The organism is Marinigracilibium pacificum (assembly GCF_012926615.1).
GTDB lineage: Bacteria > Bacteroidota > Bacteroidia > Cytophagales > Cyclobacteriaceae > Mangrovivirga > Mangrovivirga pacifica.
Map to the genome: position 1 here is coordinate 359299 of NZ_JABBNU010000003.1, position 25054 is coordinate 384352.

Consider the following 25054-nt stretch of genomic DNA (forward strand, 5'->3'; position numbering starts at 1 on the left):
GGTTATTAGTTGAGAATTTAAAGTATAATTAATCACTTTTCTGGATTTCTTGCTTCATAAATGCTTAACCAGAATTAACCGGGATTGTAAAATCATTTTCAGGATTATAAGATTACTGATATTTTAATTTTTGGTAGGGGCGTAGCATGCTATGCCCCTACCAAAAATTAAAATTATAATGTTAAGAACAACAAATAAACTATTCCCTAACTAACCTATAACTTTATTTCTGATATTTACAAATCAATCTGCTTTCATCGCTTCCATTTGCGCCTTGATCTTTGCTTGTCGTTGTTTTTGCTTCCAGGAAGAGTATGCAGCCTTCATTTTTTTATCATCCATCATTTTAGCAATAATAAATAAGAATAAAAGCATCACCTGACTCTTCTGACGGATTGCAATCCCCAGATTTCCGGATATCTGCGCTAGTGCAATTGACACTGTTAAAAAGCTTATAAAGGCAGTTTTAATAGTAAAATCACCTTTTATTATATATTTCAATCCTCCATTTGCAAAAAACATAATGGTAACTGATAAAAGAAATACATTTTCAAATGATACAATTAAACCTAACATACCCGGAGCATCAAAGAATAGTGGTCTGTATAGAAATGTAAACAACTGAAGTGGTAAAGAATAATTCGAAATGTCAATTCCTGAAGTTGCTTTTGCCAACTCTGAAGCTCTATGGTCTAAATTTAAACCCTGGGTAAATTCTTGCCCTTGTTCAATTCCTACCATTGACAGCACATCCTGATAAATGAATGCAAAGGCTCCCATTGCAATTAATATAACCCCTACTTTCATTCCTGTAGACACTCCCTTGTTACTAAATGTGAATCCTATTATTGCTGAAACGAGCATCACAAACATAACATGAGGTCTGATATGATAGATCAACAATCCTGATAATAACAATAACACCCACCGTTTTTTGATATTATTCAAAGAATAAAAAAACAAACCTATCCCAAAGAAAATTATAGAACCTTTACCAAATGAACCAGACCAAAAGTGAAGGTTCGGAAGAAGGAAAAATAAAGTCACTAGATCAAACCCTAAAAAAGTATTTTTAAATCGAATCCTTTCCTTGAAGAATAAATAGAAATAAATAAAGCCAAGCATCCCGAAAAATGAAAACAAGGCCATCATAGCTTCATAACTAAACCCCAAGCCTCTAACAAATGGATAACCGATCCACTCAATAAAAGTTGTACTGGTTCCATAAAAATCCATCCAGGCTGGACCTCTATAATTCATCAATATTTTTTCATAATAAAACTGTGAGTCTGAAGGGTTAAATACAGCATATAAATAATAAACTATTGAAAGAAATAAATGATAAGGAATCAATTTTCTTAGAAAGTCTAAATCAGTTTCGGGATGCTTTATCTGATATTTATTAATGATACTCAGACTTAGACCCCACGTTATTGCTATAATTAATAATCCGTATAACATTTAAAAAAGTTCGAGGTCTCCAAGTGAGGGGCTCCATTGATTAAAGGCAAGCCACTCTGTTTCATCAATATCCTGAATAAATCTCCATGTTACTATTGGTCCAATTGAAGGATTGGCAGTAGATTTTAAAATTTTCTTGGCAGGATAATGATCTACACTTCCATATGTAATGGCCACTGCTCCAATATTCTTAGCTTCTCTCTTGATAACCTTGTTGATTTCAGTTTTTTTCACATCTTTCGATACAAAGATATCACAAATTCTTAATTCTCTCCCCCAACGGTTTTCTTTGATTCTATAATTAATATATAATCCATGATCAACAATCGAAAAATATTTAGCCACCGGAACTCTGGCATATCTCCATTTAATATAATCTATACTATAGTCGGTTCTCCAGATTCCAGGTAGATAACCTGTTGTTCCCAGATATTGTCCGGGATCAGCATGATCAATCGTATTAACAAGTGCTTCATTTTCTTTTTCAATCAATTCATACCCCGAACCTGTGACATTCTTATTCTTCAGGTAATTGATAAACATCTTGATAGGAGAAAGAATCCGGATTCCTATTGGTAGTTTACCTACTTCCTTCCAGCCCATTTTAATATAGCCGGGTTTACTTTGTTCATTCGGGGTATTATAAACCATGTTTATCCCCATTTCCTTACAATGATCCAATGCAGCCAACGTTAATTTCTTAAAAATACCTTTTCCCTGATGATCCGGGTGGGTAGCTGTGTCAACTGCTCTGATAGCTTCTATTGTTTCAATACCATTTGTCCAGCGCCAACGCATAAATGCCCGCACTCCCACTAATTCCTCTCCTTCAAAAGCAAGTAAAACCGGTGATTCACCAAAAGGATTGTCAACATGTTTCCACTGCCAATATTTTTCAGATTTAGGCATTAAACCTTCTCCTAAAGAAAGTTTCAGTAATTCTATTATTTGGGGAATATCAGATTTTGTTCCAGGGCGAATTGTCATAATTGGTTATCAAATGTTGGTTACTAATTATTAGTCTATCGACATATGCAACATTAAAATAATACTTATTCAGGAAAAAATATGATTTTTCTTTAAAGAATAATTTTTCAGTCAAATTATTAATACAAACTTATTCAATGAGACATTAAATAATTCATTAATATTGATGGTCAATCATTAATTTCTTATAAAAAATTTCATTATCACTTCTAAATTGAAGAATATAAATCGATGCTTTCAAATCAACTATCGAAACACTTACTTCTTCATTATTTTGAAAAATTCCTGAGTATAATTTTCTTTCTAGCTTCCCATCGGTTGTGTAAATAAATATTTCATATTCATTTACTGTGCCAGAACTATTAATGAAAGAAACTCTTCCTTTGGAAGGGTTTGGATAGACTTTAAATTCATTTACCTTATTAGGATTAATTGCAAGCAGACCATTTGATAGAGTTATATTAAAGTTAACTATTGAATTATTATCTGAATAATCATAAGCGACAAATTCCACATTATTTATACCTAAATCACTTTCTCCAAAAATCTCCTTACTCAGACTAATGCTTTTGATTCCACAATTATCATAACTTCCAATATCCAGATCTACAGCACTTAAACTTATTAAGTACCCATTAAACACTAAAACTGTATCTTTAATTAATATAACCGGACTTAGCGTGTCTAAGACTGTGACCAGTGAAGTAGCCGAACCTATGTTTCCTTCCAAATCAGTCACAAATAGCGTTACCTGATTATCTCCTAAATCTGAACAATCAAATTGAGAAAAGTTAACTTCGAATTTCAAATTTTCAATTGACGTTTCATTGTCTGTAGAACCATCGTCAATATCCTTAGCATTTAGCTCCACCATTCCATGTTCGTCCAGGTATAAATTAATATCCTTGGTTACAACCAAAGGCGACTCCAGATCACCTAATGAATATTTCCATAATTCGGATCCTCTTGAGTCATCATTTCCCACAAAAATGAGTTCATCATTCAAAACACCTATTAGTTGGATAACTTCACCATCAAATAATTCCTGAATTTGAACATTCAAAGTTGAATTTTCAACGGTCCAAATATTATTCCCATTTACTCCATCATTAGCCTTAAAATAAACTAATTCATTATGATTGATATAATCTCCAGGAAAAGAACTTGATGTACCTTCCCAAATATCTTTAATTAAATAGGTACCCTGGGAAGTCCCGTCACTAACCCATAACTCCATTCCAGACTGACCATTGTCTGCATTAAAATATAAATTATCACCAGAGGTATGCAGGTTTTCGATAAAGGCATATTCAGACACCGGATCTACATCTGCTACAGGTACAGTTCCTTCAACACTTCCATTTGTTTTCCATAATAAAACATCCGTGTTATTTGTATATCCTACGAAGAATAATTCATTAGCCTTACCTTTTAAATTATTGGGATTTAGCAATTCATCCCAAACTATTTGAGTTCCATCCGATGTACCATCAGATCTCCAAAGTGTATTTTCAGCGGCAAAATAAAGTAAAGAATCATTAGCTTCAAGAAATTGAATATTTGATGATGAATTTCTATTGTTAAGATCCTTCAACAAGTACGTGCCATTAATAGTTCCATCTGTAACCCATAATTCTCTGCCATGGATTCCATCTTCGGCAAGGAAATAATATTTACCATCGTATAAAATAAATTCATCAGGAAATGATGACTCAATACCTGGATTAATATCTACCAAAATTGAATAGCTTTCATTCAATCCATTATAAACCCATAATTCCCTCCCATATTCAGGGGTTGTAATTGCAAATAAAATTTTATCATCAATTACATTTAATGAACTTATTTCATCCTGCATGGAAACTGTAGTTATTTCAGTGAGTTGAGTAATTTCACCATTAGTCAGGCTCCATAATTCGTACCCTAAATCATCTGTATATGCAGTAAAAACTACTTCTTGATTAAAAGAAACATAATTACCAGGATCAGAACCATTTTCACCACTGTTTAAATCAGCCAGCATATAAGTACTGGATATTTCCCCATTAGTCACCCATGGCTCTTTTCCATCAATTCCATTATTAGCAATAAAGTATAATTGACCATTAATAATTTTAAATTTGCCAGGTTCAGAAGAAGCACTGCCTTTTTCGATATCAATAGTTAATTCAGTTTTATAATCCGTCAGGTTTGTCATCCATATTTCTCTACCATTCAATCCATCGTTTGCAGCATAAATAAGATTTTCTCCAAGAACTGAAAACATCGACGGATTTGAACTTATTTCTCCATTATAAATATCTTTTACAATCCTTGTTCCATCACTACTTCCATCGCTCACCCATAACTCATTCCCAAACTGTTCTGTATTTGCTGTGAAATACATGTCCTGATCAACCAGAATAAATTTATCAGGGCTACTACCCAATGACCCTTCCTGGATATCCTTTAAAAGTGCTGTGGAGTTCCCGTCACTTACCCATATTTCAATTCCATATTCGGTATTGTAACTAACAATAAACAATTTAGCTGAACCAGATATAATATTATAAGGTCGTTGATCAAAATGTGCCTCAACGTTATCAATTCCAATCAATTTCCAGGTTTTAAAATTAGTTCCATCAGAACCACCGAAATATAACTCCCCTTTAAATGAAGTTAAATAATCAATGTATCCTTGTTGACTTCCTGGATTAAGATCATAAACTAATCTGGTATTTTCTAATGTGCCATCACTGACCCATAATTCACGTCCATGGACACCATCATTAGCAGTAAAATATAAAAGACCTCCGGCCTCAACAAATTGTTCGGGATTAGAAGAGCCTTCAGTATTTATATCTAAAACTAGCTTAGCCGATTCATCTGTCAAATTGTAAATCCATAATTCTGTACCGGTATAATCCGGAGAATTGAAATCATTAGGATTAGCTGAAAAATACAGATTGTTTCCATATTCAAATAATTCATTGGGAAAAGACGAACTAGCTCCCGGACTTAGGTCTACAACTAAAGATGTACCTGAAACTGTCCCATCTGATTTAAATATTTCAACACCATATTCATTCGATTGGGCAACAAAATAGCATTCATTGTTAAAGGATGTCAATTGATAGGCAAATGACCCGGTAGCTCCCTGGTTAATATCCTGTAACATAAAGGTTCCAACCTCTGTACCATCACTTACCCATATTTCATTACCATATTCAGGCGATGTTGCAGTAAAGAATAACTTTCCGTTTATAGATGTTAATTCCCTTGGATTTGAGCTTTGCTGACCTGGGTAAATATCTTTAATAATATGTGTTCCTGATAGTGATCCGTCAGTTACCCATAATTCAGCTCCATTTACCTCATCAAAATACACAAAGAATGCCTGATCCTGTGCCACCACAAAATCATTTGAGCTTCTGATGCCATTTGAATTGTTATTATTCTGATTGATATCTTGTATTAAGGAATATTGAGCAACTAAAAAAGGTGGACAAATAAAAAATAATAGTATTAATATGGTTAATAATGAAAATTTCACAATCGATAAATGGATGGTAATCTATAACCATTAATTTAACCTTAATTCTATCAATTTCGAAATATTCTAATGACTAAACTGATTTCAGATACAATTGCTCAAGTTCACCTACCATATTCTGCAAACTAAAATACTCTTCTACCCTTTCCCTTGCTCCCTTTTGAAGGGACTTTTGTTTTTGCATATCTTTTGTCAATTCAATTAATTTAATTGACAGATCAATCCATTCTTCTACTTTCACCAAACTTCCAGACTTTCCATCCTCAATTACTTCTTTGATCCCTCCAGCATCAGTAGTTACAATGGCGCACTCCATACTCATTGCTTCAAGTAAAGCAATAGGAAGTCCTTCAAATTCAGAAGTCATCATAAAAATATCCATAGCTGAAAACCAATCTATGGTATTAGTTTGAAGACCGGGCATAAACACTTTATCTTCCAGTCCCAGGTTTTTTCTTTCTTCCAGAATCTCATGTTTTAACGGCCCGTCACCAACTATCACTCCATAAAGATCAGGATTTTTCCTGGATGCCTCTGCAAAAACCCTGAGCCATTCTTTAAGACGCTTTTGAAATCTAAATACTGCAACAGTACCTACCAGTAATCCGGAATCCGGTATATTCAATTTAGATCTGATTAAGTTCCCTGCAACTTGATTTTTTTTAAACTTATCTGTATTAACACCATTAAGAACCGTTATTACAGGTACTTTGGGCCTTATATTAATATTAATTGACTCTGCAACATCATTTGAAACGGCAATACCCGCATTTTGCCAGTTAAAAGTAAGTTTATTTAAGCTGTAAGTTACCCTGTGATATCGTTCCTGTTTGTTATGTTCGGTATATAAAACCGGAATTCCAGATAGTTTATGAACGACCCTGCCAAGAAACCCGGCCCAGGGTAAGTGACAATGAATTAACTGGATATTATGCTCTTTACAATAAGATATTACTTTATTAGCCTGAAGCATAATTTTAATATTATTTGATGCTTCAAAACATGACACTCTTCCTCCCTGATCCTCGATAGCACTAACCATTTGATCTTTCCAGGGTAGAAAATATATATAATGAAATTCAAATTTGTCTTTTGAGTGAATTCTCAAAGTTTCCGGAAGAAGCATTTCAGCTCCCCCTCTACCTAAAGATTTTATAATATGCAGGACTTTAATTTTCATAAATCAAAAAGATAAATTCCAATTTTATGGTAAGTTGTTAAAAAACCACTAAAATCTGGAAGTAGCTTTTATTAAATTTGTAACTATTTTTCTCCTGTTCATTAACCATTTGACAATTAACTAGTTATTATAACAGGCATGATTTTAGTTAATATCCTCAAAAAAAGATTCTGAAAATTATGAAGACTAAAATACTTTCACTTCTGATTTTAATATTTATTTTTTCATGTGCAGCAAATAAAATCAGTTCATATGCACAAGATTCTGAATTGCAAAACTTCATTAATGGTCTTGAGAATGGATCAGAATACACTTTTGAAAAACAAACATTTAGCACAGAAGATCCGCTAATTATTGAAGGCAAGTCTGACTTGATACTTGATTTTTCAGGTTCAACTATTTTTTCAACCACTAAAGGATCAAAAGTTACACCGATAAAAAGCAAAGAAAATAGCTGGCCAAGAAATCGGTCTCATGTTATCATTAGTAATTCAAAAAATATAAAAATCATAAATCTAAATATTGATGGTCCGCACCAAAACGGAGGAACCAGTGAAGAGGCTTATATAAAGCAACTCGAAGCACAACATGGAATAGAAATTAATAATAGCAAATCAATATCTATAATAAACGCAAAAATTACCGAAATCTATGGTGATGGAATTTACATTGGAAATAATTCGTCTAATATATTAATTGAAAAATGTGAAATTTCGAAGAATGGCAGGCAAGGTATTGCAGTAACTAATGGCCAAGACATTATTATAAAAAATAATATATTTGATCAAATTAGAAGGGCTCACATCGATCTGGAATGCAATCAGCCTACTGATATTATCAATAATATCATTATCGAAAATAATACTTTTGGAAACAAAAGGTTGAAATGGATTGCTGCTGGGTCTTCTAAAGGAAAGGTTTCAAATGTTACAGTAAAGGATAACACATTAAACTGTCCTGCAGATATTTATCTGGGAAATAAGAAAAACAAGACTCCACAGGGACCTTATAGCTTTATAAATAATACCACAACAAGAAGATACGGTAATCCTCTTGGAATAATATGGCAATTATTTAATGTTGATGGTTTTACAGCAGTAAATAATAACATTTTAGCACAAGAAGGACGTGAAATGTATCTGGTTGGTGGCTCTAATAATAAAAATATCAAATTAGATAATAATACAGTTGCAGATGGAAAAGCTCAAGTACGCAGGAAATAAAATTTAAATACTTTTATAAAACTCAATAAACAGGTTTGATATTTTTTTGTTATCAAACCTGTTTTGTATATAATCATAGGCATTTATAACAAAACCTTCTCTTTTGTCATTATCATCAATCAATTCCATAACTGAATCGCAAAATGCCCCTTCATTCTCTTTTTCAATTAAATATCCTGTCTCATTATTTTTGACTATCTCTTGAATTCCACCAACATTATATGCAACTACAGGTACTTTACAATACATAGCCTCTAATAAAACACCCGGCAATCCTTCGATTACACTTGGTAACACAAAAATATCTCCACCTGATATGTAATCTAAAGGATTATTCACAAATCCATAAAAGGTAATTGCTTCACTTAACCCTTCACTTTTTGCAATACTTTCAATCTTTTCTCTTAATGGACCATCTCCGATAAGATGTAAATGAACATTACAATCCTTTTTAAGACGGCTAAAAATCCTTAGCAATCCTTCATGGTTTTTTTCAAATGTGAAGCCTCCAACATGGATTAAATTTATTTTATCCTTATCAAAAGGAACTGGTTTAAAATCAATCTTACTAAAATCTAATCCAATTGGAATCACAATTGATTTATCTTTAGTTATTGGAAAAAGCTTATTTAGGTCCTTTTTAGAAGATTCCGAAACTGATATTATACCATCAGCATATTTATAAAAAAAGGAATTAAGTTTCCTTACCAAACTGGATGAAATGTAATTACTGACCATGCTGGCATTTCTAAAACAAATAGGCTGTTTCCACTTATATAATATTTTTGAAAATACTGCATATTTTAAAGTGTCTCCTGCATTTGCCTGAATTATGTCTGGATTAAAGCTATCTATTATACTATTTAATTTTTTATAAGCTTTTATGTCCCAAAACCTTCTTGTAATATTTCCTTCTAAAGAAATTACATCAACATTTTTAACTGGTAAATCTACCTCACCTTCAAATAAGTATAATATTTTAACATCATGACCAGATGCTTTTTGATTATTAGCTAACTGGCAGGTGAAGATCTCCGCTCCTCGTAATTGTTTTTTCTGGATTATGTGTAAAATTCTCAAAATAACTAGTTGATTTTTTCTTGTAAAAGCCTAAACATTTGGTTGTGAATATTTGATATTTCAAATTTCTCATTAAATATTTCAAGACTTCTTAATCCAAAACTCTTTCTGATTTCAGGGTTCTCTATAATTAATTTAATTTTAGCAGCAAGATCCACATGATCATTCACATTAAATACCAGAGCATTTTCATTTATCCGAACAACTTCCATATTATTATTTATATCCGAACAAATAATTGGTAATCCTGCAGCCTCAGCCTCGATTAATGACCCTGGCAATCCTTCAAACCTGGATGGGAATACAAAAACATCAGAAGCAACCAATAATTTCACTACATCATCTCTATGTCCCAGAAGCGTCACGACATCTTCTAAGCCATACGATAATATTTTATGAGCGATTGTTTTAGATAACTCACCATCTCTCCCAACAAGTAAAACTTTTATTTGAGATAAATAAGTTTTTGGTAATTCATTTAATGAATCAAGCAGGGTATCCTGTCCTTTTTGAAATTCATGTCGGGCTACATTAATAAACACTAGTTTATTATCGACATTCAAATCGTTTCGATAAAATGTCCTTAGAGCTTCATCTCCCACATACCTGTTAGTAGACCTCCCCCTATTAATTATTGATATACGCCTGCTATTCACCAATAATTTTTTCTTATAATGTTCAGAAACTGAAAGCCCATTAGCCTGATAATGATCTACTGTAAATAGCTGGGTAATGAAATCAATTAATCTATAGGTTTCGAGTTTCCAAATATTTACATTCGGATCTTTTAATCTAAGTTTTGAGTAGGTTTCATTAACTAAATTCTCAATAAGGATAAATTTTCTAAAAAACTTCACCCCTCTTGCAATTAAACTTGCTTCAAACAAAAAGGTATATACAATGTCGGGTTTAAATTCATCAACAATTGAGATCACTTCTCTAATGCGGCTAGCTCTAGATTTGGATTTCAAAAAAGTAACATTAAATCCCGCATTTAAAATCTCTTTTTGTATTCCTTCATTTCTACTCTTAAGCACAATAATGGAAGGTTCTACACCTTTTTCTCTTAAATAATACCAAAAGTTAGCATTACTTCGTTCAGCTCCTCCTGTCCCGAGTGAATCTTGAATAAAAAGTACCTTCATCTTATCATTTTGTAAGTTTGAAGTATCCATATTGAATTAGCTCTTTTTCGGCCAGTTTATTTATTAATTGCCAATCACTTTCAGAAAGCCTGGAATAACTCTTCTCATTCTGGTTTGAAATCTTCTTTTTATTACCATGAACTTCGAAGGCTCCTGAAAGATTTTCTTCTTTAATTGGAGAAATTCCTAAAAAAGAGGTGATTCTATCAATTTGAGTTTTAGGGCTTGAGGTTAAGTCTTCATATTTAACCTCAATTAAATTTGAAATATTAGACTTGGCGTTATTAATTACTTCTAAACTTCTTTTCCATTGATTAACAGCTAGCGAAATATCATAATTACTCCCGAATTCATTTTTAACTTCCTCCATAGGTTTAGCTTTTCTTTGAATACCTTCAGTTACAGCATAACCATCTCTTATCAAATGGATAAAATAAACATTGTCTAAATTCTTACTAAAGAATTCCATTCTTGCAGAATTGGAAATTGACTTTTCAACAATGATTTTCTTTTTATTATTGGTAAAATGAGACCAATGCCTTTTCATTCTCTTCAAAACGGAATTAATTTCAGCATTTGAAATTTTCATTTCACTTTCGCATTTGTACCACATTCTTCTCCACCCAAAATCTTCAGGCCGTGGGAGAACATCAGTTAACATTACACCCTCATCCGGAAGAACATCTAATTCATTTGATTTTGATAAAATTTCTGTCAATAAGGTGGTTCCTGAATTATAACAGCCAACAATAAAAACCCACTTTTCAGGCTTTATTTCAGATCCAGTCAGGTAAAATAAATCTGCTAAAAATTTGCTGTTTTTGAACCTTGTAAAAAATCTATGTTTGAATGTTTTCTTTGCCACTAATTTATAAGCTTATATCCAGCCTTTATATATGGAAGTAATCTACTATGCCAACCAGATAAAATAAACTTAAACTTAGTCAATGGGGTTGAATCATTCACGCTTAATCGAGATATTCTTAAAGGGTTATCTATTCTTCCATTTACTTTATGATCAAATAGAAAAGCATATTTGATTCCAAATTCTTTTAAAACAAGTTCTGATTCCTCATTAAAATTCCCATTTGGATATGCAAAAATATCATACCCATTTAACCCGTTTTTAATAAAAAATTCTTTTGCACTACTAAGTTCATATCTTAACTCCTCTGCAGAACACTGATCAAACATCGGGTGAGTAAAGCTATGATTTGCAATTATCACACCATTGTCCTGCATTTCTAACAATTGATCAGTAGTTAGCTGTTTTTTCCTAAGTACTTTTTTTTGACTTTTAGCTTTTAGATCACTCAGGAAATTGATTCTTTCTTTATTTGGAATAGATTTCAACCAATTAATCTCGCTTAAACTACCTCCATTTTCGGCATAATAATAATACTCATCCCACCAGAATGGGTTATCTGTATCAATTAAGGAAGGAATTATGAATAAAATGGATGGGATTTTATACTTCTTTATTAGCGGAAATGCAATTTCATAGAAAGAATAATCACCATCGTCAACAGTTATAATAAATTGAATACCAGATTTATTTAAATGCTTAAGATGTTCTTCAAAAACAGTATTGCCTCCAAATGTATGATAAGCCAAAATTCTTTGAGATAATGATATTAAATCCACATTCTATAATTTAAAAATAATTTCAATAAATCTTGTAATATAAACTCAAGGGTTAATTGATAAAATCTCAATCTCATGTTTTTTCATCCTCCTATCTTTAAAAAGAAGGCCAATATGAATAATCATTTTCGGTAAATGTCTTTTTAAATTCACAAATATCCTCGGACAATAATTCTTTAATATTTTCAAGGTTATTATCATCAAGGTGTGGTTTATTAATTTTTATCCCTACTAAGTACCAAAACAGATGATATAATTTTGATATTTTATTGTTACCAAAAATATTGTGGATTTGATCATGGTATTTTATTAGATATTTCTTCCCAGTTACATTGTAGGGTTTAAATAGAATTTTTTCGTACCTAACATTCAAAAAGCTACAAATATCATTTAATACTTTATCAGGTTTATTTATAAATTCTTCAAATAAAATCACCTTTATATTTTCCAAACCGAAAGATTCTATAAATGGCTCAATCTGATAATAATATTTACTGGTTTTAATATAATCCGAATCAATTTTAATAAGTTCATCTATTTCATGACTTTTAATTCTATGACGATATAAATCATGATGTAAATGAGAAACTAACCGCTTAATGGGGTCTCTAACTAAATATATAATCTTTAAATCCTTTTTAGTTGAATACATATTATGTACTGTTTCTGGGTAAATATGTCTTCGACTATAATTTGGTGATGTCTCACCTAAAATTTCTTTATTATCCTGAAATTGATTTAAGTACCAATCTATTCCTTTATCAAAATTTCTATTAAAAAAATTGGGCTCTTTTGTTTTGGTAAATCCTATTTGAGAATGATTTAGAAGATTCCTGTCTAATGTTGTAGTGCCCGACTTCATTGCACCAATAATTATAAATTCGGGTAATTGCATATAAAGAAAATTAAAACAGATTTTACTTTAAGTAATAATATATAATTCTTAGATATTTTTAATGTAAATATCAGACCAAGAATAACTACACATTTATAGATTCACCTTATTGAAATCGACGTTAAACACCTTAGATTTTATATATATGAAAACATTCTTAAAATTAAGTGGTTTCAGTTTAATTAATTCAAACAACAACATATTAAGGTAATTCTTCATGACTTTTTTATTCTTACCATTAAGAATAAAGTACAAAGATAAATTTGTGTTAAACTTATAGAAATTTGATAAATATTTTTGCTTTTTAAAAGCACCTAGTCTACCTGTAACTAATGTATTTTTTATTCCTAAAACTTTATTTATATAACCTATATACCCATATTTTATCATTACTATATCGATAACCCTGTCTCCAACATTAGACGTAAGTAGAATATCTATATGATTCATTAAATATTCCTTTCGAAATACATAGCTGAGTGAAGGTAGTCTAATCTTCCGTTGAATTATAAGCTCTGGATCAATAAATTTAAATTCATGGTCTTTAATATTCATAATATTTTCTTTTTGACCATTTATTAATTCGTAAGCATCGTGAACTACCATAGATATATTTCTATCACTCTCTAACATTTTAACTTGGCTTTGGAGCTTATTTTCATCAATCCAAAAATCATCTCCTTCACAAAATGCGATATATTCCCCTCTTGCTAGAAATAAATTATACAACAAATTAAATCTTCCAGTAGGATGATTATTAATTATCATATTATTCTCACGATGATGGAGTACTAATCTAAATATATCAGGATATTCTTCTGCGTACTTTATGCATATTTCTCTTGTACCATCATTTGATTCATCATCCCCAACAATAATTTCAAATTTAAAATCAGTTTTTTGGGATAAAATTCCCTTCAAACATTTTTCTATATAATTTTTATGTTGATATGTTAAAACTATTACTGAAACAAGTGGATTATCTGATAATGCATAATTATTAAGTTCATGCACTTCCTTTTTTTCATACTTCAGTTTAAACTCCCGAAAATCCATCATCTATATAACTCTTTACAAAATAAAAGCCTCAAAATACATGAGGCCTTTGATGCTTTAAATATCAAATATTTTAATTGTGTTTCTTGAAAAACTTTGCAGGGTTACCAAACCAAATCTCATCATCTCCAACTTCAGATCTTACTTGGGAACATGCACCAATTACCGATCTTTTCCCAATATTAAAACCTGGCATTAAAGTTACGTTGGCACCAATTAAAGTACCATCACCAATCTTCCCAACAACCTTTTCATCCCCTTTATCAAGATTTGGAGTATCTGTTAAAACAAAAGCATATTTAATTGTTACATCATCACCTATCTCTGCATTAGCAGAAATTGTACATCGACTACCAAAAGAAACACGATTTCCGATTTTAACATTTTCTCTTATTTCACAATAAGCAGTAAACTTACAGTTTTCTCCAATTCTAGCCCCTTTTCGAACAATACAAAAAGGACCAACCTTCGTTCCATCGCCGATAACAGTATCCTCTTCTACAAGAGCAAGTGGATGAATTTCTACATTTTTTCCGATTGTTGCTTTGTCTGATATCATATTTATAGAATTTATTTTTTAGGTTTAGGCATCCCACTTGGGTTTTCACTAGTTTGCATGGCTCTTGCTGGGTTACCTACCAAAGTAACTCCTTCATCACTATTATTTTTTACTACATTTGCACCAGCACCAACTATTGTTTTTTTGCCTATTTCTACTTTTGGCCGAAAAGTGGCAGATGAACCAATAAAACAATAATCTCCTATTTTTGTATTTCCTCCTGTAACTACATTGTTAGCGAAATGCACATATTCCCCAATTACCGAACCATGACCAAGACGACAACCTGGAGCCATCATGGTATAATCTCCTATAATAGTCTTCTCTGAAAGTGATCCTCTTACTGCAATAGTATTAGCTCCCAGTATACAATACTTCCCTACAATAACTCCTCCTAATTGAGGCTGGATGATTTTTTCAGTTTGATTTTCATTCCAAATCCAAGCCATACCACGAGCACCAATTACACTCATTGGTTCAATTATTGTGCCTACACTAATATAAGAATTATCATGTATATGACAATTATTTTTTATAATTACGTCATCTTCTATTTTCACCTTCCCAATCACGCAAAAAGGATCAATCTGAACATTTTCACCAATTTCAGCTTCAGGGTCAATAATAGATTGTTGTGATATTTTGCCTGTTGATTTTTCAGGAAATAATTCTGACAATAATTTATAGAAAATAACCTGAACATTTTGATTTGTCAAAAAATAAATATTGCAATTTTCAATATTTCGTTCATAGGTATTAGCTATAATAAAGGAATTCTTAACCTTACTTTCAAGATTACCAGTCATATCAAAATATAAACCTTCATTAATAGGTGAGAAAATAGAGGCTGGAGTAATACTAAGTGATCTAAAGTTAATAAGTTCTCCCTCGATCCCTAAATCAAAAATTTTCTCTTTAATTATATCAGATGTTATTTTAATCATATCGTTGTGTTCTTAGGATAATCCTCGAGATCATATCTATCTCCTCAATACTCAATGTTTGAAAAAGAGGTAAACATAATATCCTTCTAGAAATATCATCTGAAATTGGTGTGGAATATTTTTTAACATATCCAAGATTAGATAATGATGGATAAAAATATCTTCTTGGAAATATCTCTTTCTTCTCAAGTGCATCCTTTATTTTTAAAGCTTCTTTTTCACTCTCGATAATAATAGGGTAATATGAAAAATTATGCTCTGTATCAGAATATATTTTCTGTTTTGAATGCTTTAAAGATTCAAGAGCTTTATCATAAGCTTTGCTCAATTCCTTTCTTTTAGCTAAAATATTTTCAATATTATCAAGAATAACCAACCCCATAGCTGAGTGAAATTCAGAGTTTTTTCCATTAATTCCTACTCCATTAAATTTATCAGGACCATCATGACCAAAATTCCTTAAATAGGCCATTTTCTTTAATAATTCAGGATCTTTAGTAAATACGGCTCCTCCTTCAACGGAATGCATAATTTTTGTAGCATGAAAACTAGTCGTACTTATATCACCATATTCAAAGATACTCTTCCCTTTATATTTTGTTCCAAAACAATGAGCTGCATCATAAATTACAGGGAGGTCGAATTTTTTAGCTATTTTTTCGATTTTGTCTATTGCACACGGATTCCCAAAACAATGAGTTGCCAAAATTGCAGATGTATTTTCTGTAATTGCTGTTTCAATTTTATCCGGATCAATATTTAAAGTTTCATCAATATCTACAAAAACAGGTTCACAACCCTCCCAAACAATACTACTAGTTGTAGCAACATAAGAAAATGGTGTAGTAATTATTTCTCCTTTTAGATTTAACGCTTTTATAGCTATCTGCAAAGCTATCGTCCCATTACCTACGACTAGGGTATGATCTAATTCTAAATATTTCTTTAGCCTTAATTCAAATTCATTTAATAAAGGTCCATTATTCGTTAACCATTGACGGTCCCAAATCCCATCAACATACTTCAAGAAATCTTTCTTTTCTGGCAAAAATGGCTTAGTTACTGGAATCATCTTTTATGTCTTATTTTCCCAAGGAAAGTTATCAAAATCAGTTTTAACTTTTATAAACTTAATAAATTTTGAATACGCATTATTATCTGATAAATTTATAATCAAAAGATCATTAGGCCTATTCTTAAAATATTCAATAATCATTTGATTGTGTTTTTCATAATGTTCTTTTAATATTTTCTCATTATAAGGATCCTCTTTAGGTGATTTATAATTCAACTGATTACATTCCCAAATCCACCCTTTCCAAACATAATTTGAATTAATTAGATCATTATAAGTTGGTAATTTACCATCCCCAAATTTTTTTGAATGAAATTTAACTAAGGAGTTATACCATTGATCAGCAGAATCCCTTATTGTCAATATATATTTAGAATTTGGAAATTCTTTATCTAATACTTCATGAATACCACTAAAACTAAAAGGAATATCTTGAAACACTTGCGCTGTTTTACAGTACTTGATCAAAGAATCATATTCCCCTTTTTCAAAATCTTTAATTAAAATTTCAGCATTATGCTGATTCCCTACAACATACCCTAAATCTTTAAAAGCCTTTTTTAAAGAAGTAGTACCTGTTTTATTCCTTCCAATGCAAAAATATTTCGGCTTATTTCTAACCTTTAATCTATTTATAAAATTCCTAACTATTGATCTCAAACTAGTTTTTTTAAAATTACCTGTACAAAATTGTATTTTATATACTTTAAACCATCATTATTAATTATCATATTAAAAATAATGTAGACTAAAATAAAGAAAAATGTATATAATACTCTTTGCCAAAAGAATTCAAATTGAAAATAATTAAAGAGTAAGATGAAAATTATTAAAGGCCCTATTCCCTCAAAGATTTTTCTAAGGTGGATTTTTGCTGACAAACCTAAATTCACATTAACAAAATATATATTAAGCAGTATTATCAAATAACTAACTAAAACATATCCAACTAGAAATTCATTTAACCCATAAAACACGGCAATGGATAATGGAATTAATTGAAATACTTTTCTTAAAAGACCTATTTTAAAATTCATCCCACTTTTCCCTTTGCTTAAATAGGCATTTACCATCATTGCATTTAATGGCCTATTACATATTGCGAGAACTAAAATTTGAAAAATTCCAATAGAGGGAATCCATTTTTCCCCAAATAAAAAAATAATTATATCTGGGCCTAAAAAAAACAAAACACCAGTTATTAAATAACTCAAAAATGAAATTATTGATAAAACCTTGAAGTAAATTTCTTCATACGCATTCTTATTATCCTGAAGATTTGAGAGTACAGGAAAAAATACTTTAGTTAAACTTGATGAGGAATATTTTGTCACTTGATCTCTAAGAGAAGAAGCTCTTGAATAAAAGCCAAGCATATTTGCAGAAAAAACTTTCCCAATAATCAATACATCAAGTCTTAAAAACAAACTTGAAATAAACCTATCAAAAAAAACAAATAAACTGAAAGAAGATAATTTCCTTATTTCATTATATGAAAATTCAATACCTGGTTTCCATTCTGAGTAATACCATAATAAAATTGTACTAATGATAGCAACAGTAAGTTGTTGAATAACCAATGAATAAACCCCAAATCCATAAAATGCAGAAATTACACCCAAAGCCCCCCCAATTATATTTGCAATTAAAAGTCTTAAAGTCAAAGCTTTAAAGTTCAAATCACGTTTTAAAATAGCAATCTGAACCTGGCCAAATGAATTTGAAATAAAAATTAATGATAACCATTTAACCAAATTTTCAATCTCTTCATTATTATAAAAGTCAGCTATTAATGGTGAAATAACATAGAAAACTAAAGTCAATATTATTCCCGCACTTACGTTAAAGTAGAAAACTGAATTATATGTTAAATTTGAATTTGATTTATTTTGAATTAATGCTGAAGATAAACCTACATCAACAAATACCTGTGATATTGTAATAAATACTAAGGACATTCCAACTAGTCCAAAATCAGCAGGAGATAATAACCTGGCTAAAAAAATTGAAATAATAAAAGAGCTGCCTTGGTTTAAAACAGTTCCAAAAAAATCCCAAAGGAATGCAAATGTAGTTCTTCCCTTAATACTTTTCATAAATTAAGCTTTACTACAAAAAATAGACTACATTTTTATTCTTCATAATATCCTTTGGACTCATTATAACCATAACCATAGCCATAACCATAGCCATAACCATAACCTAAACCTCCTTTACGAATATCATTTAAAATAATACTCATATTTTTCAATAAGCCTTTTTCATAGATTTCCTGTGAAGCTTTTAACACATTTTTCGGAGAGTACCCTTGTCTTACTATATATAATGTATGATCCACATGTTTTATGATTTCAAGTGCATCTGCTACAATACCCACGGGTGGTGTATCAATAATTATATTATCAAATTCCTTATGAAGATCAGTTAATAACATACCAAATTGTTTACTCATTAACAATTCACTTGGGTTAGGAGGTACCGGGCCACCTGAAATCAAACACAAATTCTCAATTTCAGACTCCTGAATAACTTCATCTAACGTAGCCATGCCTGATAAATATGTACTTAAACCTTTGGCATTAGAAAGATTCAGGTCTCCATAAATTCTAGGTTTTCTAAGGTCAGCTCCAATAATTACTGTTCTTCGACCAGAGTAAGCCATAATTGTTGCAAGATTCAAGCTTGTAAAAGTTTTACCTTCTCCGGCAATTGAAGATGTAACCATGATTATTTTTTTATCCTTTTGACCAATAAAGTAATTAAGATTAGTTCTTACCGATCTAAAAGCTTCGGAAATTGCAGATTTTGGTTTCTGAGCAACTACTAATGATCCGTCAATATTGGTATGTCCTATTCCTCCAACAACTGGTATGGTAGTAATTCGATCTATATCTTCTTTAGATTGAATTTTATTATCTAATAACTCTAGTAAAACAAACAATGCTAATGGAAGCATTAAACCAATTGCACCAGCAAATGTATAATTTTGAGTTGGTTTTGGCACTATTGCCCCCCCGCGCTGCATTGGAGGATTTACCATTTCGATATCAGCAGTTGTACTTGCAACTGATATACTTGCTTCAGCCCTTTTTTGTAACAAATAGGTATATAATCCTTCTAATAGATCGTAATTTCGTTGTATGTTAATTAATCTTCTCTGGGCGATAGGCAATTTATATAATTCACTCTCTAATTCTCTTATTTGCTTTCCTAAAAGACTAACGGTAATTTTATTAGTCTCTCTTAAATTCCTAACGCTTTCAAGTATATTTTGCCTAATATTTCTAATTTTTTGCCTACTCTGGATGAATAATGGATTCTTTTCACCTCCATTAATCAAAGCCGTATTCATTTCAAGTTGAATATCAACTATTTGATTAACTAATTTTGATAATAAACCATCTTCTATTCCAACTGAAGTAGGAAGAATTATCTGATCAAGATTTTCTCCATTTTCAACATATCTAACTAAATAGTCATAATAATTTTCCTGAGCTAAAATTTCAGTTTTATCAGAATCAAGGTCTTCAATTTTATTATATAATCTTTGAGCCTCTGCATCAAGATCTGTAATTCCATTAGCCTGTTTAAAACGTTCTAATTGAGCCTCAAAATATAACAGGGAATCAGATATTTCTTCCAATTGATCATCAATAAAATCAACCGATCTACTTGCTGCACGACTCTTTTTACGGATGGAATAATCAACATAATTCTCAAGAATCCCGTTAATAAAATCAATATCTTTTTGAGGATATGGACCTGTCATTGAAATATTAACAACTCCTGAACCTTGTTCTGCCCAATTCACTTTCAATCGATTAATATAACTCCAGGTTATATTGGCAGGGTTAGTAAATCTTATAGTATATTCTCTTCCTATCTGATTTTTAAAAGGCATCCCGGTTGGAATTGAGACCAGGTTAATACCATTATATGATACTGTATCTCCAATATTAAACGAGTTTTCACCATTTAATTTCTCACCTTCAAAATTTATAGGCTGAAGAGAGTACGAATTAGCACTTATTATCTTGAAATTAAATGATTTGCCATAGGCTTTTGATTTATCACCCAGGAGATATACATCAACAGGTAATGTCCTGTAATAATCTGTATTTTTCACTTCTCCAAGTCTAAGAAACGAAACTTCAAAATTAAGCTTTTCAAGAGTTTCTTTAACCATTGGAAAAGATCTCAATATATACAATTCGTTTAAGTAGTTCTTATAATTATTTACAAGTGCATTATTGTATAATAATTTAGCTCCACTCAGTTCGCTTTGAGTTTCTTTTATTATCACCGAAGAGGTAACATTATATATTTTTACAGTATAAAGGTTTATAAAATATGCAATCGTTAAAGCTGCTAATACTGAAATCACAATTAAATACCAGAACTTTAAAGCTCTGGCAAGTACTCTTTTGATATCAATATGAAAACCTCCTCCACCAGATTTAGACGGAGTCGCTTGTTCATTTTCAAATTCTGCAAAATCTATTTCAGACACTTTTATTTAATTAAGTTCAACGCTAAAAGTACAACAGATACAGTTGACACAAACAGGGCAATATTTTGTCCGAAATATTTCCTCATTGGACGTTGCCTCAATGGTGGCACGATCAATATATCCCCTTGATGCATATAGTAATAAGGAGAATCCAGCAAATCCTCATCCAGCAAATCAATATAAATGACATCACTTATTCCTTTATTTGATCTGATCAGTTTAATTTGACTCCTGTCAGCCAGTTCTCCCATACCTCCTGCCATAGCTATAGCTTCGGGTAAAGACACTCTATGGTTTTGAAGAATAACAGATTTCTCGATATTAACTTCTCCTAATACAGAAAATCTAAAATTCAGTATTCTAACCTTTACAACCGGTTCTGATACATATTGAGCTGCCAACAACTTTAATTCTTCTTGTATCTGAAATATTGTTTTCCCACCTACCTCAACTTTTCCTACAACAGGATATTCAATCATTCCCTCGGGATCAACTAGTTCTCCTCTAAATGACATATTCTGCCCTCCACTATTCCCTATATTTTCCTCTGTCTCAGCAAAAAAATCATACTCTTCACCAGTAAGACTATTTATTTTAATATATAGTACATCTTCAGGCTGAATCAAATAGGTGTATTCCGGAAGATTATATGTTCTTACTACAGTATCTGTGGGTAAAGAATGCTGTCGTGCATTCACATCATCATGTTGCATGTATTGTACCTTTTTATTGGTAACACATGAACTTGCAAGTATGATCAAAAATAAAAATGCCGTATTAAAAAATTTCATTAACGGATTTATTCGTTGGACAATGACCAGATGGTCTTTAACTGATTTAAAAATTTTGCCATCTCGGCAAGTGGAACCATATTTGGACCGTCACTCAATGCTTTTGATGGTTCAGGATGTGTTTCAATAAAAAATCCATCCACTCCCGCTGCAGCAGCAGCTTTAGCCAGAAAAGGAGCAAACTGACGCTGACCTCCACTTTTACCTCCCAATCCTCCGGGTTGTTGTACACTATGTGTCACATCGAATACCACAGGGGCATACTGCCTCATTATAGGAAGAGATCGAATGTCTACGACTAAATTATTATATCCAAAAGTAGTTCCCCTCTCTGTCAAAAATGCCTTATTAGCATTTATTGCATTAACTTTTTCCGCTGCATATTGCATTCCCTGAGGATCCATAAACTGGCCCTTCTTGATATTAACAGCACATCCACTTTTACCAGCTTCTACCAACAAACTAGTCTGTCTACATAAAAATGCCGGAATCTGAAGAACATCTGCAACTTCAGCTACAGAAGTAATTTCATGAGTCTCATGTACATCTGTTACAATTGGTAAGTCAAATTCATCTTTTACGCGCTGTAATACTTTTAGTGCTTCGTCAACACCAATACTTCTAAATGAATCTGCACTGGTTCGATTGGCTTTATCATAAGATGCTTTAAAAACATATCCAAATCCTTCTTTCTCTGCAACAGCTTTCATTTGCTCAGCAACTGTAGCACATACATCCCAGTTCTCAACAGCACACGGACCTGCCAATAATACCGGAGTCTCTCCACCAAGAATTACCTTATCAGTTATTTTAACAGGTTCTTTATATCTTTCCATCTATAACAATTTTAAACAAATCTAACTGTTTTTATTTTCAAAGCCAATAAATCTCTATGGGCTTAAAACATCATATTAAAATAAGAAATAATCAGGAATAATACTCATTATACCAATCTACAAATGCTTTTACTCCTTTTTCAAGTGGTGTATCAGGTTTATAATCAAAATCAGTCTTTAACTCACTAACATCTGCATAGGTATTTTTAACGTCACCTGGTTGCATTGGCAAAAACTCTTTTTTAGCTTCTTTTCCAAATGCAGTTTCTAATGTCTCGATATAATCCATTAACCTTACTGGATTATTACTGCCAATATTATAAATTCGATACGGAGCTGTTGATACATCAGGAGTTGGGTCTGAACCATTATTACCTGTTGATTCAGCAGGTTTATCGATTGTCTTCACCACTCCTTCAACGATATCATCAATATAGGTAAAATCTCTCCCCATATCTCCATTGTTAAATACTTTCAATGACTTATCATTTTTAATTGCATCAGCAAAAAGAAACAATGCCATATCAGGTCTTCCCCAGGGGCCATAGACTGTAAAGAATCTCAACCCAGTTGTCGGAATATTGAACAAATGACTATATGTATGTGCCATCATTTCATTACTCTTCTTTGTTGCAGCATAAAGAGATAATGGATGATCGGTTTCATGCTTAACTGAAAAAGGCATCTTTGAGTTCAAACCATATACTGAACTCGATGAAGCGTAAACTAAATTTTTAATATTGGTATGACGGGCTGCTTCCAAAATATTTAAAAATCCCTGGATATTAGCATCAATATATACCTGTGGATTTTCAACAGAATAACGAACTCCTGCCTGAGCTGCCAGATTAACTATAACTTCAAACTTTTCTTGCTGACAAATTTCCATCAACAATTCTCCGTATTTCAAATCATGTTTAATGAATCTGAACCCTGAAAATAATTTACTTTGTACTAGACTACCTTCAGTTATTTCTTCTCGGTTGATCGCCAACTCTGCTAACCTTCCAAACTTCAAATTAACATCATAATAATCTGAAATATTATCAAGACCTATTACTTCATCTCCCCTTTCAAGAAGTTTTTTTACAAGATGAAATCCAATAAAGCCGGCAGCGCCAGTTACCAATATTTTCTTTGAAGTATTACTCATTTTCAAATTCTATTATTCAGCAAACCTTTCAATATACCAATTGAATACTCTCTCAAGCCCTTCCCTGAATTTAACTTCAGGTTTATATCCTAATCCGTCAATGATCTTCGAAATATCGGCCTTGCTATGTTTTACATCTCCTGGTCTTTCAGGACCGTAGGTAGCCTGAATTTCCTTACCGGTTATTTCTCTTAGCATTTCAACCATTTCATTTAATGATGCCTGTTCGCCACAAGCCATATTATAAATCTGGTTTAATGCCTCTTTCTTTTCAGTAAATAAACCTAAAATGTTAGCCTGAACAGCGTTATCAACGAACGTAAAGTCTCTGGAAGTTAAACCGTCTCCGTTTATATTTGGCTGCCTGCCTTCTATAAATGCCTTACAAAATATCGGGATTACTGCTGCATACGGGTTGTCAGGATTCTGCTTTGGGCCAAATACATTAAAGTATCTGAAACCAATATAGTTTAATCCATAAGCTTTCTGGAAAACATCAGCATAAAGTTCAACAGCGTACTTTGTAACTGCATATGGACTTAAAGGTTTTCCAATTTTATCTTCTACTTTTGGTAAAGCTTTACTATCTCCATAGGTGCTTGATGAACACGCAAGAATAACTCTGTCAATTCCATTGGTTACAGCTGCATGAAGAATATTAATTGTACCATCTACATTAACTTCATTAGATAACATAGGGTTTTCAATCGAACGGGGAACTGATCCAAGTGCAGCCTGATGTGAAATAGCATCATAACCTTTAGTCAATGATACCATTTTATCATAATCCCTGATATCTTCTTTTTGAAACTCAAACTTAGGATGATCTTCAAATGGTTCAATATTTTCGTAATAACCATTTGATAAGTTGTCAATAACTAAAACTTTTGATACTCTTTCGTCATTCAACAAAGCTTCTACAAGGTTTGAGCCAATAAAACCGGCTCCCCCCGTAACGACGATCTTCTTTTGATTCATGCTAT

21 protein-coding genes are annotated in these 25054 nt (G+C 31.7%); 1 reads left to right on the forward strand and 20 read right to left on the reverse strand.

Translation table 11 applies throughout. The annotated features are described in order from the left end of the window. Nucleotides 1-243: 243 nt before the first annotated feature. The 4 genes from HH304_RS06475 to HH304_RS06490 all read right to left on the reverse strand — a co-directional run bounded on the left by HH304_RS06475 (nt 244) and on the right by HH304_RS06490 (nt 7160). Complete coding sequence (locus HH304_RS06475) at nt 244-1461, reverse strand: hypothetical protein (protein WP_169679189.1); 1218 nt, start codon at nt 1459-1461, stop codon at nt 244-246. Continuing rightward, nucleotides 1462-2448, reverse strand: coding sequence for a GNAT family N-acetyltransferase (locus HH304_RS06480; RefSeq protein ID WP_169679192.1), 987 nt, complete (start codon nt 2446-2448; stop codon nt 1462-1464). 157 nt (nt 2449-2605) lie between these two features. Beyond that, entirely contained in the window at nt 2606-5980 is a 3375-nt protein-coding gene (locus tag HH304_RS06485) for an ELWxxDGT repeat protein (RefSeq protein ID WP_169679195.1), read from the reverse strand. A gap of 73 nt (nt 5981-6053) precedes the next feature. Next, the gene (locus HH304_RS06490; RefSeq protein ID WP_271711524.1) at nt 6054-7160 is read right to left on the reverse strand and encodes a glycosyltransferase; all 1107 of its coding nucleotides are present in this window, start codon (nt 7158-7160) and stop codon (nt 6054-6056) included. 179 nt (nt 7161-7339) lie between these two features. On the opposite strand from HH304_RS06490, the gene HH304_RS06495 reads away from it, so the two are divergent. Then, entirely contained in the window at nt 7340-8383 is a 1044-nt protein-coding gene (locus HH304_RS06495; RefSeq protein WP_169679198.1) for a right-handed parallel beta-helix repeat-containing protein, read from the forward strand. 3 nt (nt 8384-8386) lie between these two features. On the opposite strand, the gene HH304_RS06500 is transcribed toward HH304_RS06495, so the two are convergent. The 16 genes from HH304_RS06500 to HH304_RS06575 form a co-directional block, all read right to left on the reverse strand. Continuing rightward, entirely contained in the window at nt 8387-9463 is a 1077-nt protein-coding gene (locus tag HH304_RS06500; protein WP_169679201.1) for a glycosyltransferase, read from the reverse strand. A gap of 5 nt (nt 9464-9468) precedes the next feature. Continuing rightward, the gene (locus HH304_RS06505; protein ID WP_169679204.1) at nt 9469-10638 is read right to left on the reverse strand and encodes a glycosyltransferase family 4 protein; all 1170 of its coding nucleotides are present in this window, start codon (nt 10636-10638) and stop codon (nt 9469-9471) included. Further along, on the reverse strand, nt 10613-11473 hold the full coding sequence (locus HH304_RS06510; RefSeq protein WP_169679207.1) for a sulfotransferase family protein: 861 nt from the start codon (nt 11471-11473) through the stop codon (nt 10613-10615). Before HH304_RS06510 ends, HH304_RS06505 begins: the two co-directional genes overlap by 26 nt. Next, entirely contained in the window at nt 11473-12252 is a 780-nt protein-coding gene (locus tag HH304_RS06515; protein WP_169679210.1) for a polysaccharide deacetylase family protein, read from the reverse strand. The genes HH304_RS06510 and HH304_RS06515 overlap by 1 nt, the downstream gene beginning before the upstream one ends. A 97-nt stretch (nt 12253-12349) precedes the next feature. Further along, nucleotides 12350-13147: a sulfotransferase family protein gene (locus HH304_RS06520; protein WP_169679213.1), complete on the reverse strand. Its 798-nt coding sequence runs from the start codon at nt 13145-13147 to the stop codon at nt 12350-12352. 93 nt (nt 13148-13240) lie between these two features. Then, nucleotides 13241-14206: a glycosyltransferase family 2 protein gene (locus HH304_RS06525; RefSeq protein WP_169679216.1), complete on the reverse strand. Its 966-nt coding sequence runs from the start codon at nt 14204-14206 to the stop codon at nt 13241-13243. A gap of 70 nt (nt 14207-14276) precedes the next feature. Then, nucleotides 14277-14762 carry a DapH/DapD/GlmU-related protein gene (locus HH304_RS06530; RefSeq protein ID WP_271711525.1) on the reverse strand — a complete coding sequence of 162 codons (486 nt, stop codon included), beginning with the start codon at nt 14760-14762 and terminating at the stop codon, nt 14277-14279. A gap of 11 nt (nt 14763-14773) precedes the next feature. Beyond that, complete coding sequence (locus tag HH304_RS06535) at nt 14774-15706, reverse strand: LbetaH domain-containing protein (RefSeq protein ID WP_169679219.1); 933 nt, start codon at nt 15704-15706, stop codon at nt 14774-14776. Beyond that, nucleotides 15699-16778 (reverse strand): DegT/DnrJ/EryC1/StrS family aminotransferase, encoded by a 1080-nt coding sequence (locus HH304_RS06540; RefSeq protein WP_169679222.1) that lies wholly within the window; start codon nt 16776-16778, stop codon nt 15699-15701. Before HH304_RS06540 ends, HH304_RS06535 begins: the two co-directional genes overlap by 8 nt. A 3-nt stretch (nt 16779-16781) precedes the next feature. Continuing rightward, complete coding sequence (locus tag HH304_RS06545) at nt 16782-17441, reverse strand: sulfotransferase (protein WP_169679225.1); 660 nt, start codon at nt 17439-17441, stop codon at nt 16782-16784. Beyond that, nucleotides 17438-18877 (reverse strand): lipopolysaccharide biosynthesis protein, encoded by a 1440-nt coding sequence (locus HH304_RS06550; RefSeq protein WP_169679228.1) that lies wholly within the window; start codon nt 18875-18877, stop codon nt 17438-17440. Before HH304_RS06550 ends, HH304_RS06545 begins: the two co-directional genes overlap by 4 nt. A 35-nt stretch (nt 18878-18912) precedes the next feature. After that, nucleotides 18913-21291, reverse strand: a complete 2379-nt coding sequence (locus HH304_RS21385) for a GumC family protein (RefSeq protein WP_169679231.1) — start codon at nt 21289-21291, stop codon at nt 18913-18915. Between the two features lie 2 nt (nt 21292-21293). Next, on the reverse strand, nt 21294-22082 hold the full coding sequence (locus tag HH304_RS06560; protein WP_169679234.1) for a polysaccharide biosynthesis/export family protein: 789 nt from the start codon (nt 22080-22082) through the stop codon (nt 21294-21296). A gap of 8 nt (nt 22083-22090) precedes the next feature. Then, nucleotides 22091-22918, reverse strand: a complete 828-nt coding sequence (kdsA, locus tag HH304_RS06565; RefSeq protein WP_169679237.1) for a 3-deoxy-8-phosphooctulonate synthase — start codon at nt 22916-22918, stop codon at nt 22091-22093. 91 nt (nt 22919-23009) lie between these two features. Then, complete coding sequence (locus HH304_RS06570) at nt 23010-24071, reverse strand: NAD-dependent epimerase (RefSeq protein ID WP_169679240.1); 1062 nt, start codon at nt 24069-24071, stop codon at nt 23010-23012. 12 nt (nt 24072-24083) lie between these two features. Then, nucleotides 24084-25049, reverse strand: a complete 966-nt coding sequence (locus tag HH304_RS06575) for an SDR family oxidoreductase (protein WP_169679242.1) — start codon at nt 25047-25049, stop codon at nt 24084-24086. Nucleotides 25050-25054 lie beyond the last annotated feature (5 nt).

What these genes read in the sequence shown, in the direction of transcription:
- HH304_RS06475 (WP_169679189.1), bottom strand. Translation starts at nt 1,461, where the DNA reads ATGTTATACGGATTATTAATTATAGCAATAACGTGGGGTCTAAGTCTG.
- HH304_RS06480 (WP_169679192.1), bottom strand. Translation starts at nt 2,448, where the DNA reads ATGACAATTCGCCCTGGAACAAAATCTGATATTCCCCAAATAATAGAA.
- HH304_RS06490 (WP_271711524.1), bottom strand. Translation starts at nt 7,160, where the DNA reads ATGAAAATTAAAGTCCTGCATATTATAAAATCTTTAGGTAGAGGGGGA.
- HH304_RS06495 (WP_169679198.1), top strand. Translation starts at nt 7,340, where the DNA reads ATGAAGACTAAAATACTTTCACTTCTGATTTTAATATTTATTTTTTCA.
- HH304_RS06505 (WP_169679204.1), bottom strand. Translation starts at nt 10,638, where the DNA reads ATGGATACTTCAAACTTACAAAATGATAAGATGAAGGTACTTTTTATT.
- HH304_RS06520 (WP_169679213.1), bottom strand. Translation starts at nt 13,147, where the DNA reads ATGCAATTACCCGAATTTATAATTATTGGTGCAATGAAGTCGGGCACT.
- HH304_RS06525 (WP_169679216.1), bottom strand. Translation starts at nt 14,206, where the DNA reads ATGATGGATTTTCGGGAGTTTAAACTGAAGTATGAAAAAAAGGAAGTG.
- HH304_RS06530 (WP_271711525.1), bottom strand. Translation starts at nt 14,762, where the DNA reads ATGATATCAGACAAAGCAACAATCGGAAAAAATGTAGAAATTCATCCA.
- HH304_RS06535 (WP_169679219.1), bottom strand. Translation starts at nt 15,706, where the DNA reads ATGATTAAAATAACATCTGATATAATTAAAGAGAAAATTTTTGATTTA.
- HH304_RS06540 (WP_169679222.1), bottom strand. Translation starts at nt 16,778, where the DNA reads ATGATTCCAGTAACTAAGCCATTTTTGCCAGAAAAGAAAGATTTCTTG.
- HH304_RS06550 (WP_169679228.1), bottom strand. Translation starts at nt 18,877, where the DNA reads ATGAAAAGTATTAAGGGAAGAACTACATTTGCATTCCTTTGGGATTTT.
- HH304_RS06560 (WP_169679234.1), bottom strand. Translation starts at nt 22,082, where the DNA reads ATGAAATTTTTTAATACGGCATTTTTATTTTTGATCATACTTGCAAGT.
- kdsA (WP_169679237.1), bottom strand. Translation starts at nt 22,918, where the DNA reads ATGGAAAGATATAAAGAACCTGTTAAAATAACTGATAAGGTAATTCTT.
- HH304_RS06570 (WP_169679240.1), bottom strand. Translation starts at nt 24,071, where the DNA reads ATGAGTAATACTTCAAAGAAAATATTGGTAACTGGCGCTGCCGGCTTT.
- HH304_RS06575 (WP_169679242.1), bottom strand. Translation starts at nt 25,049, where the DNA reads ATGAATCAAAAGAAGATCGTCGTTACGGGGGGAGCCGGTTTTATTGGC.